The sequence below is a fragment of the Micromonospora sp. WMMD1082 genome (assembly GCF_029626175.1).
Taxonomy (GTDB): domain Bacteria; phylum Actinomycetota; class Actinomycetes; order Mycobacteriales; family Micromonosporaceae; genus Micromonospora.
Map to the genome: position 1 here is coordinate 2,051,729 of NZ_JARUBM010000002.1, position 15,668 is coordinate 2,067,396.

Sequence of the window (15,668 nt, forward strand, 5' to 3'; positions counted from 1 at the left end):
CCGCGTCGACCGGCGGCGACGCGCCGCCCGGTCAGCGCACTGCCGCGCGGATGGACGCGACGCACTCCTTCCGCAGCTTGGCCCAGCTCTCGCCGAAGATCTCCTCGGAGGTCTGTGCCGGCAACCGCAGGTCGTGCACCACCGCCTTGAAGAAGGCGTACGCCCGTTCCTCGCCGAAGCGGTCGACCAGGTGCCGGAAGGCGAGGTAGGCGATCCCGTATCTGGCCGTCACCTGGTCGTCCGACGCGTCATCGGCGGGCATGAGATTGTCCAGCTTGCCGTTCCAGTCGCCCTTCACCAGCCGACGGGTGGGCACCAGCCCCTCGTACCGGGTGACCGACTGGCCGTCGGCGCCCGCGTGCTCGGCCAAGCCCTCGATCAGCCACCAGGCCGAGTCGTCCCAGTAGCTGTTGTCGGGCAGCGAGGCGGCGTGGGCCAGCTCGTGCCGGAGCAACTCGTCCAGCGCGGGACCGTAGCCGAGCGTCTCGGGCGCCAGCACGACCTCGTGATGACCGCCGCCGACGTTGACCGCGTACCCGGCGCCCCACTCCGGTTGGTCGCCGCCGTACCAGCGCGCCCACTCCTTCGGCCCGGCGTAGAAGATGCGGTACCGGTCGGGTGGCGCACCGGCCACGACGTACGCATCGGCCACCTTCGCCGCCGCCTCGGCCCGCTTCAACAGGGCCGGCAGCCGGTCGCGGTGCGCCGGGGTGCTGGCCACGACGACGCGCTTGCCCACCTTGACGGCCAGGTCGCTGACCTCCCAGGGCAGGACGCCGGGCTGCCCGTTGAAGCGGCCGTTCACATACGGCGAGGACTTCGACTTCGCCAACGCGAGCAGCCGGGGCTCCGCACCGTCCCGCCACCGGGTCTCGACGATCATCGGGCTGGGTTGACAGTCCGGTACGACGAAGCAGAACTGGAACTCGACCGGCAACCGCCACTCCCCCGCCCGACCGGCCGAGGTGGGCAGGCCGCTCGGGCGTCCCTGCCAGTGGGTCACGCGTAGCGCCCTGAGCGCGTCGAACCGGCGGCGCAGCTCGGTGCGCACGGCCGGTGCCGCGACCGCGACGAATCCGGACCGGTCCCCGTCGAGCAGCGCGGTGGCCTGTTTGTCGAGCTGCGCGGTGATCCGTTCGGCCACCTGCCGAGCGGCGAGGGTGGTCGGGTTCTCCGTCGGCGAGGCGGCCGTGGCGGGCTTGCCCCCGTCCGCGTTCCGCAGCGCCCCGGTCAGCAGCACCGCGGGGACGCCCGCGGTCAGCACCAGCACGACCGCGACCAGCGCGGCCCAGAGCGGCCAGCGCCGGCGCCGGGCGGGTACCGGATCGGTGGTCACCGCCGCCGTCCCGGCTTCCCCGGCCGTCCCGGCTTCCCCGGCCGTCCCGGCTTCCCCGGCCGTCCCGGCTTCCCCGGCCGTCCCGGCTTCCCCGGCCAGTGCGGGCCAGATCGGTGCCGGCTCGATCGGTGCCGGCTGGTCGTCGGCTAGGGGCTCGGTCGCTGCCGGATGGTCGTCGGCTACGGGTTCGGTCGGTGCTGGCTGGTCGTCGGCTGCGGGGCCCCCGTTGGTCACCGGCGAAGGGTACGGCCCGTACCGGCATCAGCGAAAGTCCACATCGGAGCACGCCCCGGTCCGGGAGTCAGTCCGGGCCGATCTCCTCCTCCGGCGTGGGCCACGAGCGGAACGCGACGCTCAGGGCGGAGATCATCCGGTCGAAGGAGCGGTCGACCTCGCGGGGCAGGCCGAAGTCACCGGCCGCCTCCAGCGAGACAAACCCGTGCACGGCGGCGCGGAACATCCGGACCGCGTCCACCGCGGCGTCGCCGCCGATGCCGTACCCCCGCAGGATGGCGTAGACGACGCCGACCGCACGCTCCCCGGCGGCCAGGTGCGCCGGGTCGGCCGGGTCCGGCACCCGCTGGGTGGCCGGATAGCGGCCGGGATGCCGCCGGGCGTACGCGCGGTAGGCGGCGGCGACGGCCCGCAGTGCCTCGTCGCCGCTCCGGCCGGCGGCGGCCGTGGTCATCTCGTTGGCGATCTCGGCGGTGGCCAGCGCGGCGAGCTTCTGCCCGAGCGCGTCGGCGCCCTTGACGTGCTTGTAGAGGCTGGGCAGCGCGACGCCGAGCCGGTTGGCCAGCGCGGCGAGGGTGAGCCGGTGGTACCCGACCTCGTCGGCGAGCCGGGCCGCCTCGCGCACGACGACGTCCGGGTTGAGCCCGGCCCTAGGCACGCCCGGTCACCGCCATGAAGTCGACCAGTTCGGCCGACATCGCCGCCGGGCGGTCGGCGTGCGGATAGTGGCCGGCGTCGGTGATCATCCGCGCCTCGGCGACCTCGAAGAGCCGCCGGGCGGCCCGGGCTTCAGCGCCCGGGTCGGGGAAGTCGGGATCCTTCGTGCCCATCAGCACCAGCACCGGTTGCCGCACCTGCGGGGCGCGGGCGGTCCAGTGCGGCTCGACCGGGTGGATCACGCCGCGCACCGGCGCCATCCGGCCGGGGCGGCGCAGCGCGGCCACCATCTCCTTGCGGTACGCCGCGTCGTCGCTCGGCCGGTGCACGGGGAAGAGCGTGCGGTGGAACATCCCGAACAGCCGTGGGCTGCGCAGCACCACGTGCTGGGCCAGGCGCAGGAAGAGGCTGAGCCTCGGCTGCCCGACGAACGCGCCGACCAGCACGATGCCGGCGACCAGTTCCGGTGCCTCGGCGGCGGCGAAGACCACGGCCGCGCCACTGGAGGAGTTGCCGACCAGGACGGCCGGGCCGCCGTCGAGGTGGCGGACCACCGCGAGCAGGTCGCCACCCACCTCCGCCGGTGCGTACGACGGCCAGCCGGCGCTGGAGTCGCCGTGCCCGCGCACGTCGACCGAGGCCACCCGGTAGCCCGCCCCGACCAGTAGCGGAATCAGATGCCGGTAGGAGTGCCGGTTCTCCCCCATGCCGTGCGAGAGGACGATCAGCGGCCCCCGCCCGTGCACCTCGTACGCGATCCGGCCGCCGTCCCGTTCCACAAAGCTAAGCATCATAGCCATAAAGCTAATACTCTTAGCCAGATTCGTCAAGGGAACGCCGCGGGCCGTCGACGCGAGAGGTCGACGGCCCGGATACGCGCGGGGGAAGCTACTTCCGGGAGGTGAGCGCCCGGGCGAAGAAGGCCAGGTTGGCGGGGCGCTCGGCGAGGCGGCGCATCAGATAGCCGTACCAGTCGTCGCCGTAGGGGACGTAGGTGCGCACCCGGTAGCCCTCCCCGACCAGACGGGCCTGCTCCTCCGGCCGGATGCCGTAGAGCATCTGGAACTCGAAGCCGTCGGGGCTCCGGTCGAACCAGCGGGCCCGGTCCTCGCCGATGGCGATCAGGCGCGGGTCATGGGTGGCCAGCATCGGATAGCCGTCGCCGGACATCAGGATATTGAGGCAGCGGACGTAGGCCTTGTCCACCTCGCGGGCCGACTGGTAGGCCACCGACTCCGGCTCCCGGTACGCACCCTTACACAGCCGCACCCGCGACCCGGCCGGGGCCAGCTCGCGGCAGTCCGACTCGGTACGCCGCAGATACGCCTGCAGCACCGCGCCGGTGGACGGAAAATCCTTGCGGAGCTTGGCGAGGATGTCCAGGGTCGAGTCGGTGGTGGTGTGGTCCTCCATGTCCAGCGTGACCGTGGTCCCGGCCGACTCGGCGGCGGCACAGATCGCCCGCGCGTTGTCGTACGCGAGCTGCTCGTCGAATGCCTGGCCGAGCGCGGAGAGCTTCACGCTCACCTCGGCGGCGGGCGTCAGCCCCGCCTCGGCGAGCATCCGCAGCAGCGCGAGATACTCGTCCCGGGTGGCGCTGGCCTGCTCGTCGGTGACGGTGTCCTCACCGAGGTTGTCGAGGGTGACCGCGAGACCGTCGTCGACGAGTTCGCGGGTCGCGCGCAACGCGTCGGCGGTCCTGGCGCCGGCGACGAACCGGCGCACGACGTCCCGGGAGAACGGGGCCGTCGCGACGAGCCGCTCGACCCGGGATGACCGGGAGGCGGCGAGAATGACCGTACGGAGCATGAGCCGAGCGTAACGCCCGTCCGGACCCCACGTGCTGCCCAGCCCGGGGCGGCGCGGATGGCGACGATCGACTACAACGGGGGCGTGAACCATCGCCCCCGCCGCCGGCTGCGGTCGGCCTCCGTGCAGCTCGGCGCGCTCACCGCGCTGGCACTCGCCCTCTCCGGCTGCAACATGACCTCCGACGACGACGATGACGACTGCGCCCTCGGTCCGACGGGCGGCGGCGACACGGTGGCCCTGGCCATGCGGATCCCGGCGTCGGTCGCCGAACCGGCCGGCCGGGGCGCCCCGCAGCCGGTCGGCGCGGCCGTGCCCGAGCGCGGCGGCTTCGGCACCCACCTCGCCGCCTGCGGCGGCTGACCATGCGCCGCGAACGGGTCGACCCGCGCCCCGACTGGGACGCCACCGTCCGCGAGCAGGGCCTGGTCTACGTCGACACCGAGCTGCCCGACGGCGGGGTGATGTCGTACTGGGACGAGACCGCGGCGTACGCCTTCGAGCTGGACGAGGTGCTGCGGCTGGAGGAGGCCACCGAGGAGCTGCACCGGATGTCGCTGGCCGCCGCCGAGCACGTGGTGGCGCGCAACCGGTACGCCGAGTTCGGCATCCCCGCCTTCGCCGCCGAGGCCGTCGCCCGGTCGCTGCGGGAGACGCCGCCCACCCTCTACGGCCGCTTCGATCTCTGGTACGACGGCAGCTGGCCGCCGAAGCTGCTGGAATACAACGCGGACACCCCGACCGCGTTGGTCGAGGCGAGCGTCATCCAGTGGTACTGGCTGGAGCACACCCGACGGGAACTCGACCAGTGGAACAGCCTGCACGAGCGGCTGGTCGCCACCTGGGCGAAGATCGGTGCCGGCCTGCACGACCGGCGGGTGCACGTGGTCTGGTCCCGCGAGGAGGAGACCGGCGAGGACCACATGACCGCCGGCTACCTGGCCGAGACCGCCCGCCAGGCCGGGCTGGACGTCGAGCTGCTGCCGATCCAGGAGCTGGGCTGGGACGGCCGGCGCTTCGTCGACACCGCCGATCGGCCGGTCACCACCTGCTTCAAGCTCTACCCGTGGGAGTGGATGCTCACCGAGCCGTACGGGCCGCTGGCGCTGGAGCCGGGCACGCCGACCACCTGGATCGAGCCCGCCTGGAAGCTGCTGCTGTCCAACAAGGCGCTGCTGGCCGTGCTCTGGGAACTGTATCCGGGGCATGAGCTGCTGCTGCCCGCATACCTGGACGCACCTCGCGGCATGCCGGAGTACGTCGCCAAGCCGCTGCTCGGCCGCGAGGGGGCCGCGGTGCGGATCGTCACCGCCGGTGAGGAGATCACCAGTCCGGGCGACTACGGCGACGAGGGCTTCTGCTACCAGGAGTTCCGGGCGCTGCCCGAGTTCGCCGGGAGCCGGATGGTGCTGGGCAGCTGGATCGTCGACGGCGAGTCGGCGGGCGCCGGGCTCCGGGAGAGCGCCGGGCTGATCACCGACGGCTACGCGCGGTTCCTCCCGCACTACATCGACGCGCCGCGTCCAGGATAAGTCGTCTACCTTTGGAGGCGTGAACTTCGACGCGTACGCCCGGACCGGAGTTGACCTCGTCAACGCCCGCCTGGACGACCTCGACGACCTGCGTGCCATCTTCTCCGAGGACCACGAGTGGATGCGCGACGAGGTCGCGGAACGGGACCTGGCGACCTTCCGGCGCGCACAGAAGCGGCTGCGTGACGTCTTCGAGTACGGCACCTCCGGGCGGGACGCCCAGGCGGTGGCGGAGCTGAACTCGCTGCTGGAGGCGTTCCCGGTGCAGCCACGCATCTCGGGGCACGACTCCAGTGACTGGCACATGCACGTCACCAGTCGAGGCGCCTCGGTCAGCTCGGAGTACCTCGCCGGTGCGGTCTGGGGCCTGTCGGTCTGGCTCTGCGAGTACGGCAGCGCCCGGTTCGGTGTCTGTGCCGACAACCGCTGCGGCAACGTCTACCTGGACACCTCGTCCAACTGCTGCCGGCGGTTCTGCTCGGAGCGCTGCGCCACCCGCTCACATGTGGCCGCCCACCGGGCCCGCAAGCGGGCCGCCGTGCCGGCGCAGACCGACCCGCTGACGCCGGTTTCCTGACCGCCGCCACCGGCCCGGGGGTGCTGTCAGGCGTCGACCGGGGACGGGGTGTTGAGGTGCTGGCGGGCGAAGGCCAACGCCTCGCGCAGGTCGGCCTCGCGGACCTGCCGGCTCTTCGCGCCCCGGGTGGTCACCTCCACCGCCACCGAACCGGTGAACCCCCGGCCGGCCAGCGAGCGCAGCAGCTCGGCGCAGGGCTGGGTGCCGCGCCCCGGCACCAGATGCTCGTCGCGCCCCTCCCCGGTGCCGTCGCCGAGGTGCACGTGCGCCAGGCCGCCGCCCATCCGGTCGGCCATCTCCAGGGCGTCGGTGTGCGACGCGGCGCAGTGCGACAGATCGAGCGTGTAGGAGGAGTAGCCGGCCTCGGTCGGATCCCAACCGGGCACATACGGGACGAACTGGCGACCGGCCATCCGCACCGGGTACATGTTCTCCACCGCGAACCGCAGCCCGCCGAACTCACCGGCCACCCGGTCGAGCCCTTCGGCGAAGTTGCGGGCGTAATCCCGCTGCCAGGTGAACGGCGGATGCACCACCACGGTCGGCGCCTCCAGCGTCTCGGCCAGCGCCGCCGCCCGGCGCAGCCGCTCCCACGGGTCGGGGCTCCACACCCGCTGCGTCACGAGCAGGCAGGGTGCGTGCACGGAGAGCACCGGCACGCCGTAGTGATCGGACAGCCCGCGCAGCGCGCCGGCGTCCTGGCTGACGGCATCGGTCCACACCATCACCTCGAGCCCGTCGTAGCCGTGCGCCGCGGCCAGCTGAAACGCCGCCGCGGTCCGTTCAGGAAAGACCGAGGAACTGGACAGGAGCACCGGGACGCGGGAAGTCACACCACCGAGGGTAGCCGGCATCGATCGAGCCATCACGACGAGAAGCCGCAAACCGGGCGACGAGGACGATCGGGATCACACCGGCGCCAGTCGGTCCATCCGGTTGAGGATCACGCCCTCCCGCAGTGCCCACGGGCAGACGTCCAGGGAGTCCACCCCGAGCCGGCGCATGACCGCCTCGGCGACCACCGCACCGGCCAGCAGTTGGTGGGCGCGGCCGGCGCTCACCCCCTCCAGCTCGACCAGCTGCGCCGGGGGGATGTGCCGGATGAAACCGAGCACCTGTCGCAGCCCGGACCGGGTGAGCCGGCGCCGCGTCCAGAGTCCGGCGCCGCTGGGCGCCGCACCGGCGAGGCGGGCCAGCGTACGGAACGTCTTGGAGGTGGCCACCGGGCGCTCCCAGCCGACCTCGGTCATCAGCTCCACCACCGGGTCGAGCACGGACTCGACGTACTGCCGCAGCTCCTCCACCGTCTCCGGCGCGGGCGGTAGCGTACTCTCCGGATCGACGCCGAGCCGGTCGCGGGTCAGCCGACCGGCACCCAGGGGCAGCGACACCGCAGCGTCCGGATCCTCGTCGATGCCGGCCGCGATCTCCAGCGAGCCGCCACCGATGTCCAGCACCAGCAGCCGCCCCGCGGACCAACCGAACCACCGCCGGACCGCGAGGAAGGTCATCCGCGCCTCGTCGGCGCCGGAGAGCACCTCCAGGCGTACGCCGGTGGAGTCCCGCACCCGGGCCAGCACCTCGGGGGCGTTGGCGGCGTCGCGTACCGCGGAGGTGGCGAAGGCGATCAGCTCGTCGACCGCCAAGCCGGTGGCCGAGGTGCGGGCCGCGCCGACCGCCGTGACCAGGGCGTCCGCGCCGACCTCGCGGAGCGCGCCGTCCGGCCCGATCTGCTCGGCCAGCCGCAGCACGCTCTTCTCCGAGTGGGCCGGCCACGGATGCGCCCCCCGGTGAGCGTCGACCACCAGCAGATGCACCGTGTTGGAACCGACGTCGAGGACCCCCAGTCGCATGGGAGCACCCTAGCCAGTGCCACGTCATGCGACCGTGCTCCGGGTCCAGCGGCGACACCCGATCCAGACCTCGGCCCATGTTCATGATCCGCACAACTTCCCTGATACTGCTGCCTCGGTCGGAGTTGAGGCAGCAACATCCCTGAAACTGTGCGGATCTTGGGAGCGTGATCCGACGGGACCTTGCCCTCGGAACGGGAACTGTCCAAGTCCCGTAGCCGCATTTCATCCGTTGGGAACAGCGTCCGCGCTGGACGGGCCGCCGGCCGATCGCCGATGTTCCGCCCGGATGGCCGACGCACCTGGCGGAGGTGACTTGCCCGGTGAGGGTCTGGACAGCGGGCTCCCGGCGGAGGGTCACGTGTAGGTGGGCGGATGATCGTGGCGTAGGAATGCCGTCGCCCGTTGGTCGAGCTGCTTGGCGAAGGACGGAAGGCGGGGGCCGAAGCTGCTGAGGCGGGTTCTGATGTTCTTCACGGCCGAGGATGCTCGGCCGGACGTGACGCCTGACATGGTGTCCATGGCGTGGTTCCAGTGCTCGGTTGCCTCGCGAAGTCGCCCCTGGCCGCATTGGACGTCGGCGAGGTTGGCCAGCGTCAGGGTATGGATGCGTCGGTACGCCTCCGGGTTGCGGGTGGCGATGGACCGGCGGAGTTGGGTTTCGGCTGCCGGGAGGTCACCCAGGTCGCGGAGGGCCTGGCCAGCTTGACTCGCCAGGGATGTTTCGGTGAATCCGCTGGTCCGGATCCAGGCTGGCTCGTCGTCGGGCAGCGCCTTCGCGAGGTGCGTTTCGGCTGCTCGTATCGCCGCTGACGTACGGGCCTTGTCGCCTGTCGCGGCATGCCCCCGCGCGGTGAGGATGGTGAAGAGCGCGGTTGCAGCCGGGGTAGCTCTTCCTCTCGACCATGCCAGGGCGGCATCAGCGAGTTGTAGGGCTTCCTGTCCGTGGCCGAGATCAACCGCCTGGTGCGCCATCGCTCGCAGGGTGAATCCGGCGAGCGGCCGGTCGTCTGCCTCGTTCGCCAGACGCAGCGCCTGCACGTAATAGCGCTGGGCCAGTCCATGCAGAGATGAGTCGAAGGCTTTCCAGCCGGCGAGATACGTCGTCTCGGCTGCAACGCTGAACATGGCCTTGCGGTCTTCCGCTGAGGAAAAGCGTCCCTGGAGGTAGCCCGCCACGTCGGAGGTGAGATATTGGACAACCGCGAGGCGGGCGTAACCGCCGCCGAGCCGCTCATCGGCTCTGCTGAACACAGTCAGCATGTCGCGCACGGCGTCGATCTCGCTTCGGCCCACCGGCACAACTCCGCCCTGGGCACGCCGGCCTCGCTCCGCGATCTCCTGCCACGAATCGAGCGGGACCGCGAGCGCCGCCAACGAGTACAGCGCGGCGAGCCCGAACTCTCGTCGCTCCAAGTCGGCCCTCCCGACTGTGATGAGATCGGTAGCCGGGGCTTGCTCCCACCAATCCAGGCCGATGAGGTCAGGCTCCAGACTATCGGTTCCGCGAAGTCCGAGATCAATGGGATTCACCACGCGGCCGAGCCTGCGGGAGATCGCTTCGGCCAGGAATCGGGAGTTTCTGCTGCTGGGCGTCACTCCGGCGATCCAGTGCCCCACATGGGATCGGTCGAAGGAAGCGGAGGTTTCGCCGTTCTCCTGAGCGACCGCCCGGACGGCTACGGCGCAGGCATCGTAGGACCACTGACATTCCTTGATGACCGTCAGCAACTTCTCGTTGCGTTGCCTCGGTGCACGCGCCATCTGCTGGCCTTCCGTGCGGGATCCGGCGTTCAACACGTTCAACATGCCCGATGGCCCGTCGAGCTATCGGACCACACAGCGAGCCCATTCACTGTACGTAGACCCTACGACACAGGAGGTGAGCGCCCGTGGTTCTCGATCTCGTGCCGGTCGCGTTGTTCGGTGGTCTGGTGCCGGGCTTTCTGGTCGGGCTGTTCGCGTTCCGGGTCAAGTCGCGGTGGTGTCCGCGCTGCGGAGAGTCCACCGAGGCTATGCGGCCAGCTGCGGGGCAGCAGCCATGACCGGCCGGGAGCGGCGCGACCACAACGCGGTGCCGATCGGGCGGCGGGTGGCGGAGCTGCGGGCCCACCGAGGCATGAGTCAGCAGGTCTTCGCCGACCGGCTCGGCAAGTCGAAGAGCTGGGTCGACAAGATCGAACGCGGCGTACGCACCCTCGATCGCTACTCCGTGATCCAGGACATCGCCACCGTCCTCCGCCTCGACCCGGCGGCCCTACTCGGCCCCCGCCAGCCGCTGCCGGGGACACCCCGTGCGGACGGAATCGACGCGGTCCGCGCCGCCCTCGCCCGCTACCACCACCAGCCCTGCCAGGCCATGCCGCCGGATCAGGCACGCCAGCACATCGCCCATGCCTGGCTGGCCTACCAGCGTGCCCACTACACCCAACTCCTGCGTGCCCTGCCCGCCCTGCTCGGCACCGCCCGTGGCACACCGGCCCTGCTGCTGCCCGCCTACCGGATCACCGCTTCGATACTGACCAAGCTCGGCGAAGCCGACCTCGCCTGGCTCGCCGCCGACCGGGCCGTGACCACCGCCGACGGAAATCCCACCGGAACCGGCACCGCCACCATCGCCGTCGCCCAGGCCCTGCGTGCTCTCGGCCGCGACGACCTCGCGCTCACCGCCGCCGTCGTCGCCACCACCACCCCGGCGCACCACACGGTACGGGGAACCCTGCTGCTCCAGGCCGGACTTGCCGCCGCCGGCTGCGACGACCGCCGCAACGCCGGGGACCTGATCGACCACGCCGCCGAGCTGGCCGATCGGCGTACCGACGACAGCGACCCGCACCACACCTCGTTCGGGCCCACCACCGTGCAGTTGGCCCGCTTCCTCGCCGCCCTGCATCTCGGCGACATCGCCGAAGCGGTGTACCGCCACGAGGATGCCATTCGCCGCGACGGCTGGCGCCGGTTACCCCCCGAACACCGGGCCGCCCACCTCGTCGACGCCGCCCGCACGTACCTGCACGCCGGCGACTACACCGCAGCCGCACGGGCACTCGTCGACGCCGACGTCATCGCGCCCGCCGAGATACGCTGTCGGCCCACCGTCCGTACCCTCGTCGCCGACCTCGCCCGCAGCGGCCCGGCAACCGCCAGCGTGGCCCGGCTGGCAACCATCGTCGGGCTCACCCGGTGACCGCAGGTCTCCCCTCACGTTGCGCACTCATGTCCGGCAACCCGGTTCGCGGCACTCGCCGACCTGGCCGCCATACCGCGCGTACGCTGGGCCGGGTGACAGGGCAGATCGAACTCCGCGTGCTGGTGGACGACCCGGCCGACCCGCGCAGCCGTGAGGTGCCGCTGGACTTCCCCCGGGAGTGGATCGAGTTCGTCGACCCGGCGGACGAGCGGCACCTGGTCCGGGCCGACCTCACCTGGCTGCTGTCCCGGTGGACCTGCATCTTCGGCCAGGGCTGCCACGGCATCATCGCCGGCCGGGCCGCCGACGGCTGCTGCTCGCACGGCGCGTTCTTCACCGACTCCGACGACGAGAAGCGGGTCCGCAACGCGGTTAAGCGGCTGACCCCGGCGACCTGGCAGCACTTCCGGCGCGGCTTCAAGAACTGGACGGAGAACGACACCGTCGACGGAAAGAACCCGGCGCGGCGCACCGCCACCCAGGGTCAGGACGGGCCCTGCGTCTTCCTCAACGACGCGGACTTCGCGGGCGGGGGCGGCTGCGCGCTGCACGCCCAGGCGCTGCGCGACGGGGCACATCCGCTGGAGTACAAGCCCGACGTGTGCTGGCAGCTGCCGATCCGCCGCGACCAGGAGTGGGTCAAGCGGCCGGACAACACGAAGGTGCTGGTCTCCACGCTGGCCGAGTTCGACCGGCGCGGCTGGGGCGCCGGCGGGCACGACCTCGACTGGTGGTGCACCTCCTCGACCGACGCGCACGTCGGCACCGAACCGATGTACCTGTCGTACGGCCCGGAGCTGACCGCGCTCATCGGCGAGCCCGCGTACGCCAGGCTTGCCGAGCTGTGCGCGGAGCGGCTCCGGCGCGGCATGGTCGCCCCCCACCCCGCCGACCCGCGCTGATCAAATCCTGATCTTGATATCAGTGTTGCTACCATCGACTCATGGCCATGACGCTCCGACTCGACGACGAACGTGAACGCCGACTCCGCCTCGTGGCGGACGAGGAGGAACGGTCTATGCACGCCGTGGTGGTGACCGCGATCGACGACTACCTGGCGCGACGTAACGCGCGACAGTTCGGCGAACTTGCCGACGAGGTCATCCAGCGCCACGCCACGCTGCTCGCCCGTCTGGCCGAGTGATGGCGGACAGCTACTACCCAACGCTCACCGACATCGTTCAGATCGCCCGCAAGATCGGTGTCGGGGTCCGTGACGCAGGGCTAATCGAATCGGCCGTCGCCCGGCCCCGGACCAGCCTGTTCGGCGAGGATGCCTACCCGGATCTATGGGCCAAGGCGGCCGCGTTGCTGCACTCGCTGGTCAACAACCATCCGTTCCTGGACGGCAACAAACGCATCGGCTGGATCGCGACCGTCGCATTCCTGCTCCAGAACCGCGCCGTCACCGTCGCCCAGCTCGACGGTATCGACCAGGACGCCGCGTATGACCTGGTCATCGCGGTAGCGGAAAGCGGGCTGACCGAGGTCGACCAGATTTCGGCGGCGCTGCGAAAGCTCTTCTGAGACACCGGCCGTGCCGGGATCAGGGCTCGAACTTGTAGCCGAGACCGCGCACCGTGACGATGTGGCGCGGGGTGGACGGCTCCGGCTCGATCTTCGAGCGCAGTCGCTTGACGTGCACGTCCAGGGTCTTGGTGTCGCCCACGTAGTCGGCACCCCAGACCCGGTCGATCAACTGGCCCCGGGTGAGCACCCGGCCGGCGTTGCGCAGCAGCAGTTCGAGCAGCTCGAACTCCTTGAGCGGCAGCTGCACCGCGCCACCGTCGACGGTCACCACGTGCCGCTCGATGTCCATCCGGACCGGGCCGGCGGCCAGCGTCGGCGCGCCCGACTCGGGCGCCTCCGGGCTCTGCCGGCGCAGCACCGCCCGGATCCGGGCGACCAGTTCCCGCGGGGAGTACGGCTTGGTCACGTAGTCGTCGGCGCCGATCTCCAGGCCGACCACCTTGTCGATCTCGCTGTCCCGGGCGGTGACCATGATGATCGGCACGTGCGAGCGCTGGCGCAGCTGCCGGCACACCTCGGTACCGGACATCTCGGGCAGCATCAGGTCGAGCAGGACGATGTCGGCGCCGGTCCGGTCGAACTCGGTGAGGGCCGACGTACCCGTGGCGGCCACGGACACCTCGAACCCCTCCTTGCGGAGCATGTACGACAGGGCGTCGGAGAACGACTCCTCGTCCTCGACCACCAGAACACGGCTCAACGGCGTTTTCCTTTCCATCCGGGTCGGACCGGGCGGAGCCCGGTCTGATCCATATGCGGTCAGACCTGCCGGAGCTCGGCCGGACCGGCCTCGATCCCAGCAGGCGGCAGTGTCGCCAGAAGGTCGTCCGGCGGGCGGGCGGGCAGCCGGAGGGTGAACGTCGACCCACCACCAAGAGTGCTCGCCACATCCACCCGGCCGCCATGGTTGCTCGCGATGTGCTTGACGATCGCCAGCCCGAGGCCGGTGCCGCCGGTCGCCCGCGAACGGGCCTGGTCGGCCCGGTAGAAGCGCTCGAAGATGCGGTCGACGTCGGTGGGAGCGATGCCGATGCCCTGATCGGTGACCGCGATCTCCACCTGCTCGCCGCCGGCCCGGGCGGTGATGCGTACCGTCGTCTCCTCGCCGGAGTAGTTGATGGCGTTCTCCACCAGGTTGGCCACGGCGGTGGCCAGCTGGGTGTCGCTGCCGTACACGGTCAGCCCTCGCTCGGCCTCGACCGTGACGTCGATCCGGCGGGCGGTGGCGGCGGTCCGGGTGCGGTCCACCACCTCGGAGATCACCCAGTCCACGGCGACCGGCTCGGGGGCCGGCTGCGGTTCGGCGCCCTGGAGTCGGGTCAGCTCCAGCAGTTCCTGCACCAACCGCCCCAACCGGGTCGACTCGTGCTGGATCCGCTCGGCGAACCGGCGGGCGGCGACCAGGTCCTCGGAGAGATCCGGTCCCCCCTCGTCGGCAGGCTCGGTGGCGTCGAGCAGCGCCTCGGCGAGCAGTTGCAGCGCGCCGATCGGGGTCTTCAGCTCGTGGCTGACGTTGGCCACGAAGTCACGGCGGACCCGGGCCAGCCGGTGCGACTCGGTCACGTCGGCCGCTTCCACCGCGATGTAGCCGCCACCCAGCCCCATCGCCCGCAGGTGCACGCCGAGCGGGTTCTCCCCCGCGTTGTCGCGGCCCCGGGGCAGGTCAAGCTCGATCTCGCGCCGCACTCCGGTGCGCCGCACCTGGCCCGCCAGGGTACGGATCAGCGGGTGCGCGATGATCGAACCCGGCCGGCCACCGGTGCGCAGCAGCCCCATCGCCCGGGCCGCCGGGTTGACCAGCACGGGCACATCCTCGGAGTCGAGCACCACGACCCCCGCACGCAACGAGTCGATCGCGCGGCGGCCGAGCCCGACCTGCACTTCGTCGACGATCGCGTGCCTCCCCTTACCGAACCGGAAGCCGGCCCACCCGCTTTCCGTGGAGCCGGCCGGCCGGCGCGCCGCCGGCATGACACGGGACAGCCAGAGTCCAGCGACCACCCCGGCCACCAGGGCCGCAGCCACACCCACCGTCACCGCCCACGTCACCCGGCGATCGTAGGGTCATTGTTAACCGGGCTACCGCCCAGAACGGGACGAAGCACTCTCGCTTCTGGGAAAGTTCACCCTGGTGTCCGGCGCAGTTCACCGGCGTTCACCTCCGGTCCTCCCGTGAGCCCTAGCTTGAGCGGCGTAACCAGCGCAAAGCCCCGCCGGCGGTCGCCGGCGCCGACGGACAGGACGTGAGAATGCGCGACGAGTTCCGGGCCGAACTTGAGGCCGTCAGCCAGCTGCTGGTCGAGATGGCCGAGGGAGTGCGGGCGGCGCTGCGGCAGGCGACCCGGGCACTGCTCACCGCCGACCGCAGCGCCGCCGAGTCCGTGATCGAGCGGGACGCCGAGATCGACGGACTCTACCGGCAGGTGGAGGAGCGGGTCTGCGACCTGCTGGCCCGCCAGGCACCCGTCGCCTCCGACCTGCGCGCCATGATCACCGCACTGCACGTCGCCGCCGACCTGGAACGGATGGGCGATCTGGCCGACCACGTCGCCAAGACGGCGCTGCGCCGGCACCCTTCCCCGGCCGTGCCGGCGGAGCTGCGGCCGGTCTTCACGGACATGGCGAGCATCGCCGACCGGATGGCCGAGAAGATCGCCTCGGTGCTGGCCAACCCCGACGCCGATCTCGCTGCCGAACTGGACCGCGACGACGACGCGATGGACGAGCTGCACAAGGGCCTGTTCGGGGTGCTGCTCGGCGCCGACTGGCCGTACGGCGTGGAGACCGCCATCGACGCGACCCTGCTCGGCCGCTTCTACGAGCGCTTCGCCGACCACGCCGTCAACAGCGCCGAGCACGTCGTCTACCTGATCACCGGCGAACCGGTCGCCTCCGCCTGACCAGTCACCGCCGCCTGAGGTGAAGGAAGGGTCCCCTGCTGGCGGGGGAC

The 15,668-nt window shown here is 71.4% G+C and carries 17 protein-coding genes; 8 read left to right on the forward strand and 9 right to left on the reverse strand.

Translation table 11 applies throughout. The annotated features are described in order from the left end of the window. Positions 1 to 31: 31 nt before the first annotated feature. The 4 genes from O7615_RS09685 to O7615_RS09700 form a co-directional block, all read right to left on the reverse strand. Positions 32 to 1,570, reverse strand: a complete 1,539-nt coding sequence (locus tag O7615_RS09685) for a hypothetical protein (protein ID WP_278177049.1) — start codon at positions 1,568 to 1,570, stop codon at positions 32 to 34. Between the two features lie 67 nt (positions 1,571 to 1,637). After that, a complete protein-coding gene (locus O7615_RS09690; protein ID WP_278177050.1) occupies positions 1,638 to 2,228 on the reverse strand; it encodes a TetR/AcrR family transcriptional regulator in 591 nt (196 codons plus the stop codon). Further along, a complete protein-coding gene (locus O7615_RS09695) occupies positions 2,221 to 3,021 on the reverse strand; it encodes an alpha/beta hydrolase (RefSeq protein ID WP_278177051.1) in 801 nt (266 codons plus the stop codon). Before O7615_RS09695 ends, O7615_RS09690 begins: the two co-directional genes overlap by 8 nt. Before the next feature lie 94 nt (positions 3,022 to 3,115). Further along, a complete protein-coding gene (locus tag O7615_RS09700; protein ID WP_278177052.1) occupies positions 3,116 to 4,036 on the reverse strand; it encodes a proline dehydrogenase family protein in 921 nt (306 codons plus the stop codon). An 84-nt stretch (positions 4,037 to 4,120) separates the two neighbouring features. Between O7615_RS09700 and O7615_RS09705 the strand changes: the two genes are divergently transcribed. The 3 genes from O7615_RS09705 to O7615_RS09715 are packed head-to-tail and all read left to right on the forward strand — an operon-like array spanning position 4,121 to position 6,145. Continuing rightward, entirely contained in the window at positions 4,121 to 4,399 is a 279-nt protein-coding gene (locus O7615_RS09705; protein ID WP_278177053.1) for a hypothetical protein, read from the forward strand. Between the two features lie 2 nt (positions 4,400 to 4,401). Further along, entirely contained in the window at positions 4,402 to 5,568 is a 1,167-nt protein-coding gene (locus tag O7615_RS09710) for a glutathionylspermidine synthase family protein (protein ID WP_278177054.1), read from the forward strand. A 19-nt stretch (positions 5,569 to 5,587) separates the two neighbouring features. Further along, positions 5,588 to 6,145 carry a CGNR zinc finger domain-containing protein gene (locus O7615_RS09715; protein WP_278177056.1) on the forward strand — a complete coding sequence of 186 codons (558 nt, stop codon included), beginning with the start codon at positions 5,588 to 5,590 and terminating at the stop codon, positions 6,143 to 6,145. Between the two features lie 26 nt (positions 6,146 to 6,171). Here O7615_RS09715 and O7615_RS09720 read toward each other — a convergent pair whose 3' ends face one another. The 3 genes from O7615_RS09720 to O7615_RS09730 all read right to left on the reverse strand — a co-directional run bounded on the left by O7615_RS09720 (position 6,172) and on the right by O7615_RS09730 (position 9,807). Next, positions 6,172 to 6,978, reverse strand: a complete 807-nt coding sequence (locus O7615_RS09720) for a sugar phosphate isomerase/epimerase (protein ID WP_278177058.1) — start codon at positions 6,976 to 6,978, stop codon at positions 6,172 to 6,174. A 75-nt stretch (positions 6,979 to 7,053) separates the two neighbouring features. Next, positions 7,054 to 7,998, reverse strand: coding sequence for a Ppx/GppA phosphatase family protein (locus O7615_RS09725; RefSeq protein WP_278177059.1), 945 nt, complete (start codon positions 7,996 to 7,998; stop codon positions 7,054 to 7,056). Positions 7,999 to 8,355: 357 nt separating this feature from the next. Further along, the gene (locus O7615_RS09730) at positions 8,356 to 9,807 is read right to left on the reverse strand and encodes a Tat pathway signal protein (protein ID WP_278177061.1); all 1,452 of its coding nucleotides are present in this window, start codon (positions 9,805 to 9,807) and stop codon (positions 8,356 to 8,358) included. A gap of 232 nt (positions 9,808 to 10,039) precedes the next feature. On the opposite strand from O7615_RS09730, the gene O7615_RS09735 reads away from it, so the two are divergent. The 4 genes from O7615_RS09735 to O7615_RS09750 all read left to right on the forward strand — a co-directional run bounded on the left by O7615_RS09735 (position 10,040) and on the right by O7615_RS09750 (position 12,715). Continuing rightward, positions 10,040 to 11,185 carry a helix-turn-helix domain-containing protein gene (locus O7615_RS09735; RefSeq protein ID WP_278177063.1) on the forward strand — a complete coding sequence of 382 codons (1,146 nt, stop codon included), beginning with the start codon at positions 10,040 to 10,042 and terminating at the stop codon, positions 11,183 to 11,185. A 95-nt stretch (positions 11,186 to 11,280) separates the two neighbouring features. Continuing rightward, positions 11,281 to 12,090 carry a hypothetical protein gene (locus tag O7615_RS09740; protein ID WP_278177064.1) on the forward strand — a complete coding sequence of 270 codons (810 nt, stop codon included), beginning with the start codon at positions 11,281 to 11,283 and terminating at the stop codon, positions 12,088 to 12,090. Between the two features lie 41 nt (positions 12,091 to 12,131). Beyond that, complete coding sequence (locus O7615_RS09745; protein WP_278177066.1) at positions 12,132 to 12,332, forward strand: hypothetical protein; 201 nt, start codon at positions 12,132 to 12,134, stop codon at positions 12,330 to 12,332. Further along, positions 12,332 to 12,715, forward strand: coding sequence for a Fic family protein (locus O7615_RS09750; RefSeq protein ID WP_278177067.1), 384 nt, complete (start codon positions 12,332 to 12,334; stop codon positions 12,713 to 12,715). The genes O7615_RS09745 and O7615_RS09750 overlap by 1 nt, the downstream gene beginning before the upstream one ends. Positions 12,716 to 12,734: 19 nt before the next feature. Here O7615_RS09750 and O7615_RS09755 read toward each other — a convergent pair whose 3' ends face one another. Together O7615_RS09755 and O7615_RS09760 are read right to left on the reverse strand one after the other, a co-directional pair. Next, positions 12,735 to 13,418, reverse strand: a complete 684-nt coding sequence (locus tag O7615_RS09755; protein ID WP_093403456.1) for a response regulator transcription factor — start codon at positions 13,416 to 13,418, stop codon at positions 12,735 to 12,737. Between the two features lie 59 nt (positions 13,419 to 13,477). Then, on the reverse strand, positions 13,478 to 14,689 hold the full coding sequence (locus O7615_RS09760) for an ATP-binding protein (RefSeq protein ID WP_278182035.1): 1,212 nt from the start codon (positions 14,687 to 14,689) through the stop codon (positions 13,478 to 13,480). Between the two features lie 278 nt (positions 14,690 to 14,967). On the opposite strand from O7615_RS09760, the gene phoU reads away from it, so the two are divergent. Then, entirely contained in the window at positions 14,968 to 15,618 is a 651-nt protein-coding gene (phoU, locus tag O7615_RS09765; RefSeq protein WP_278182036.1) for a phosphate signaling complex protein PhoU, read from the forward strand. The last annotated feature ends 50 nt before the right edge of the window (positions 15,619 to 15,668 follow it).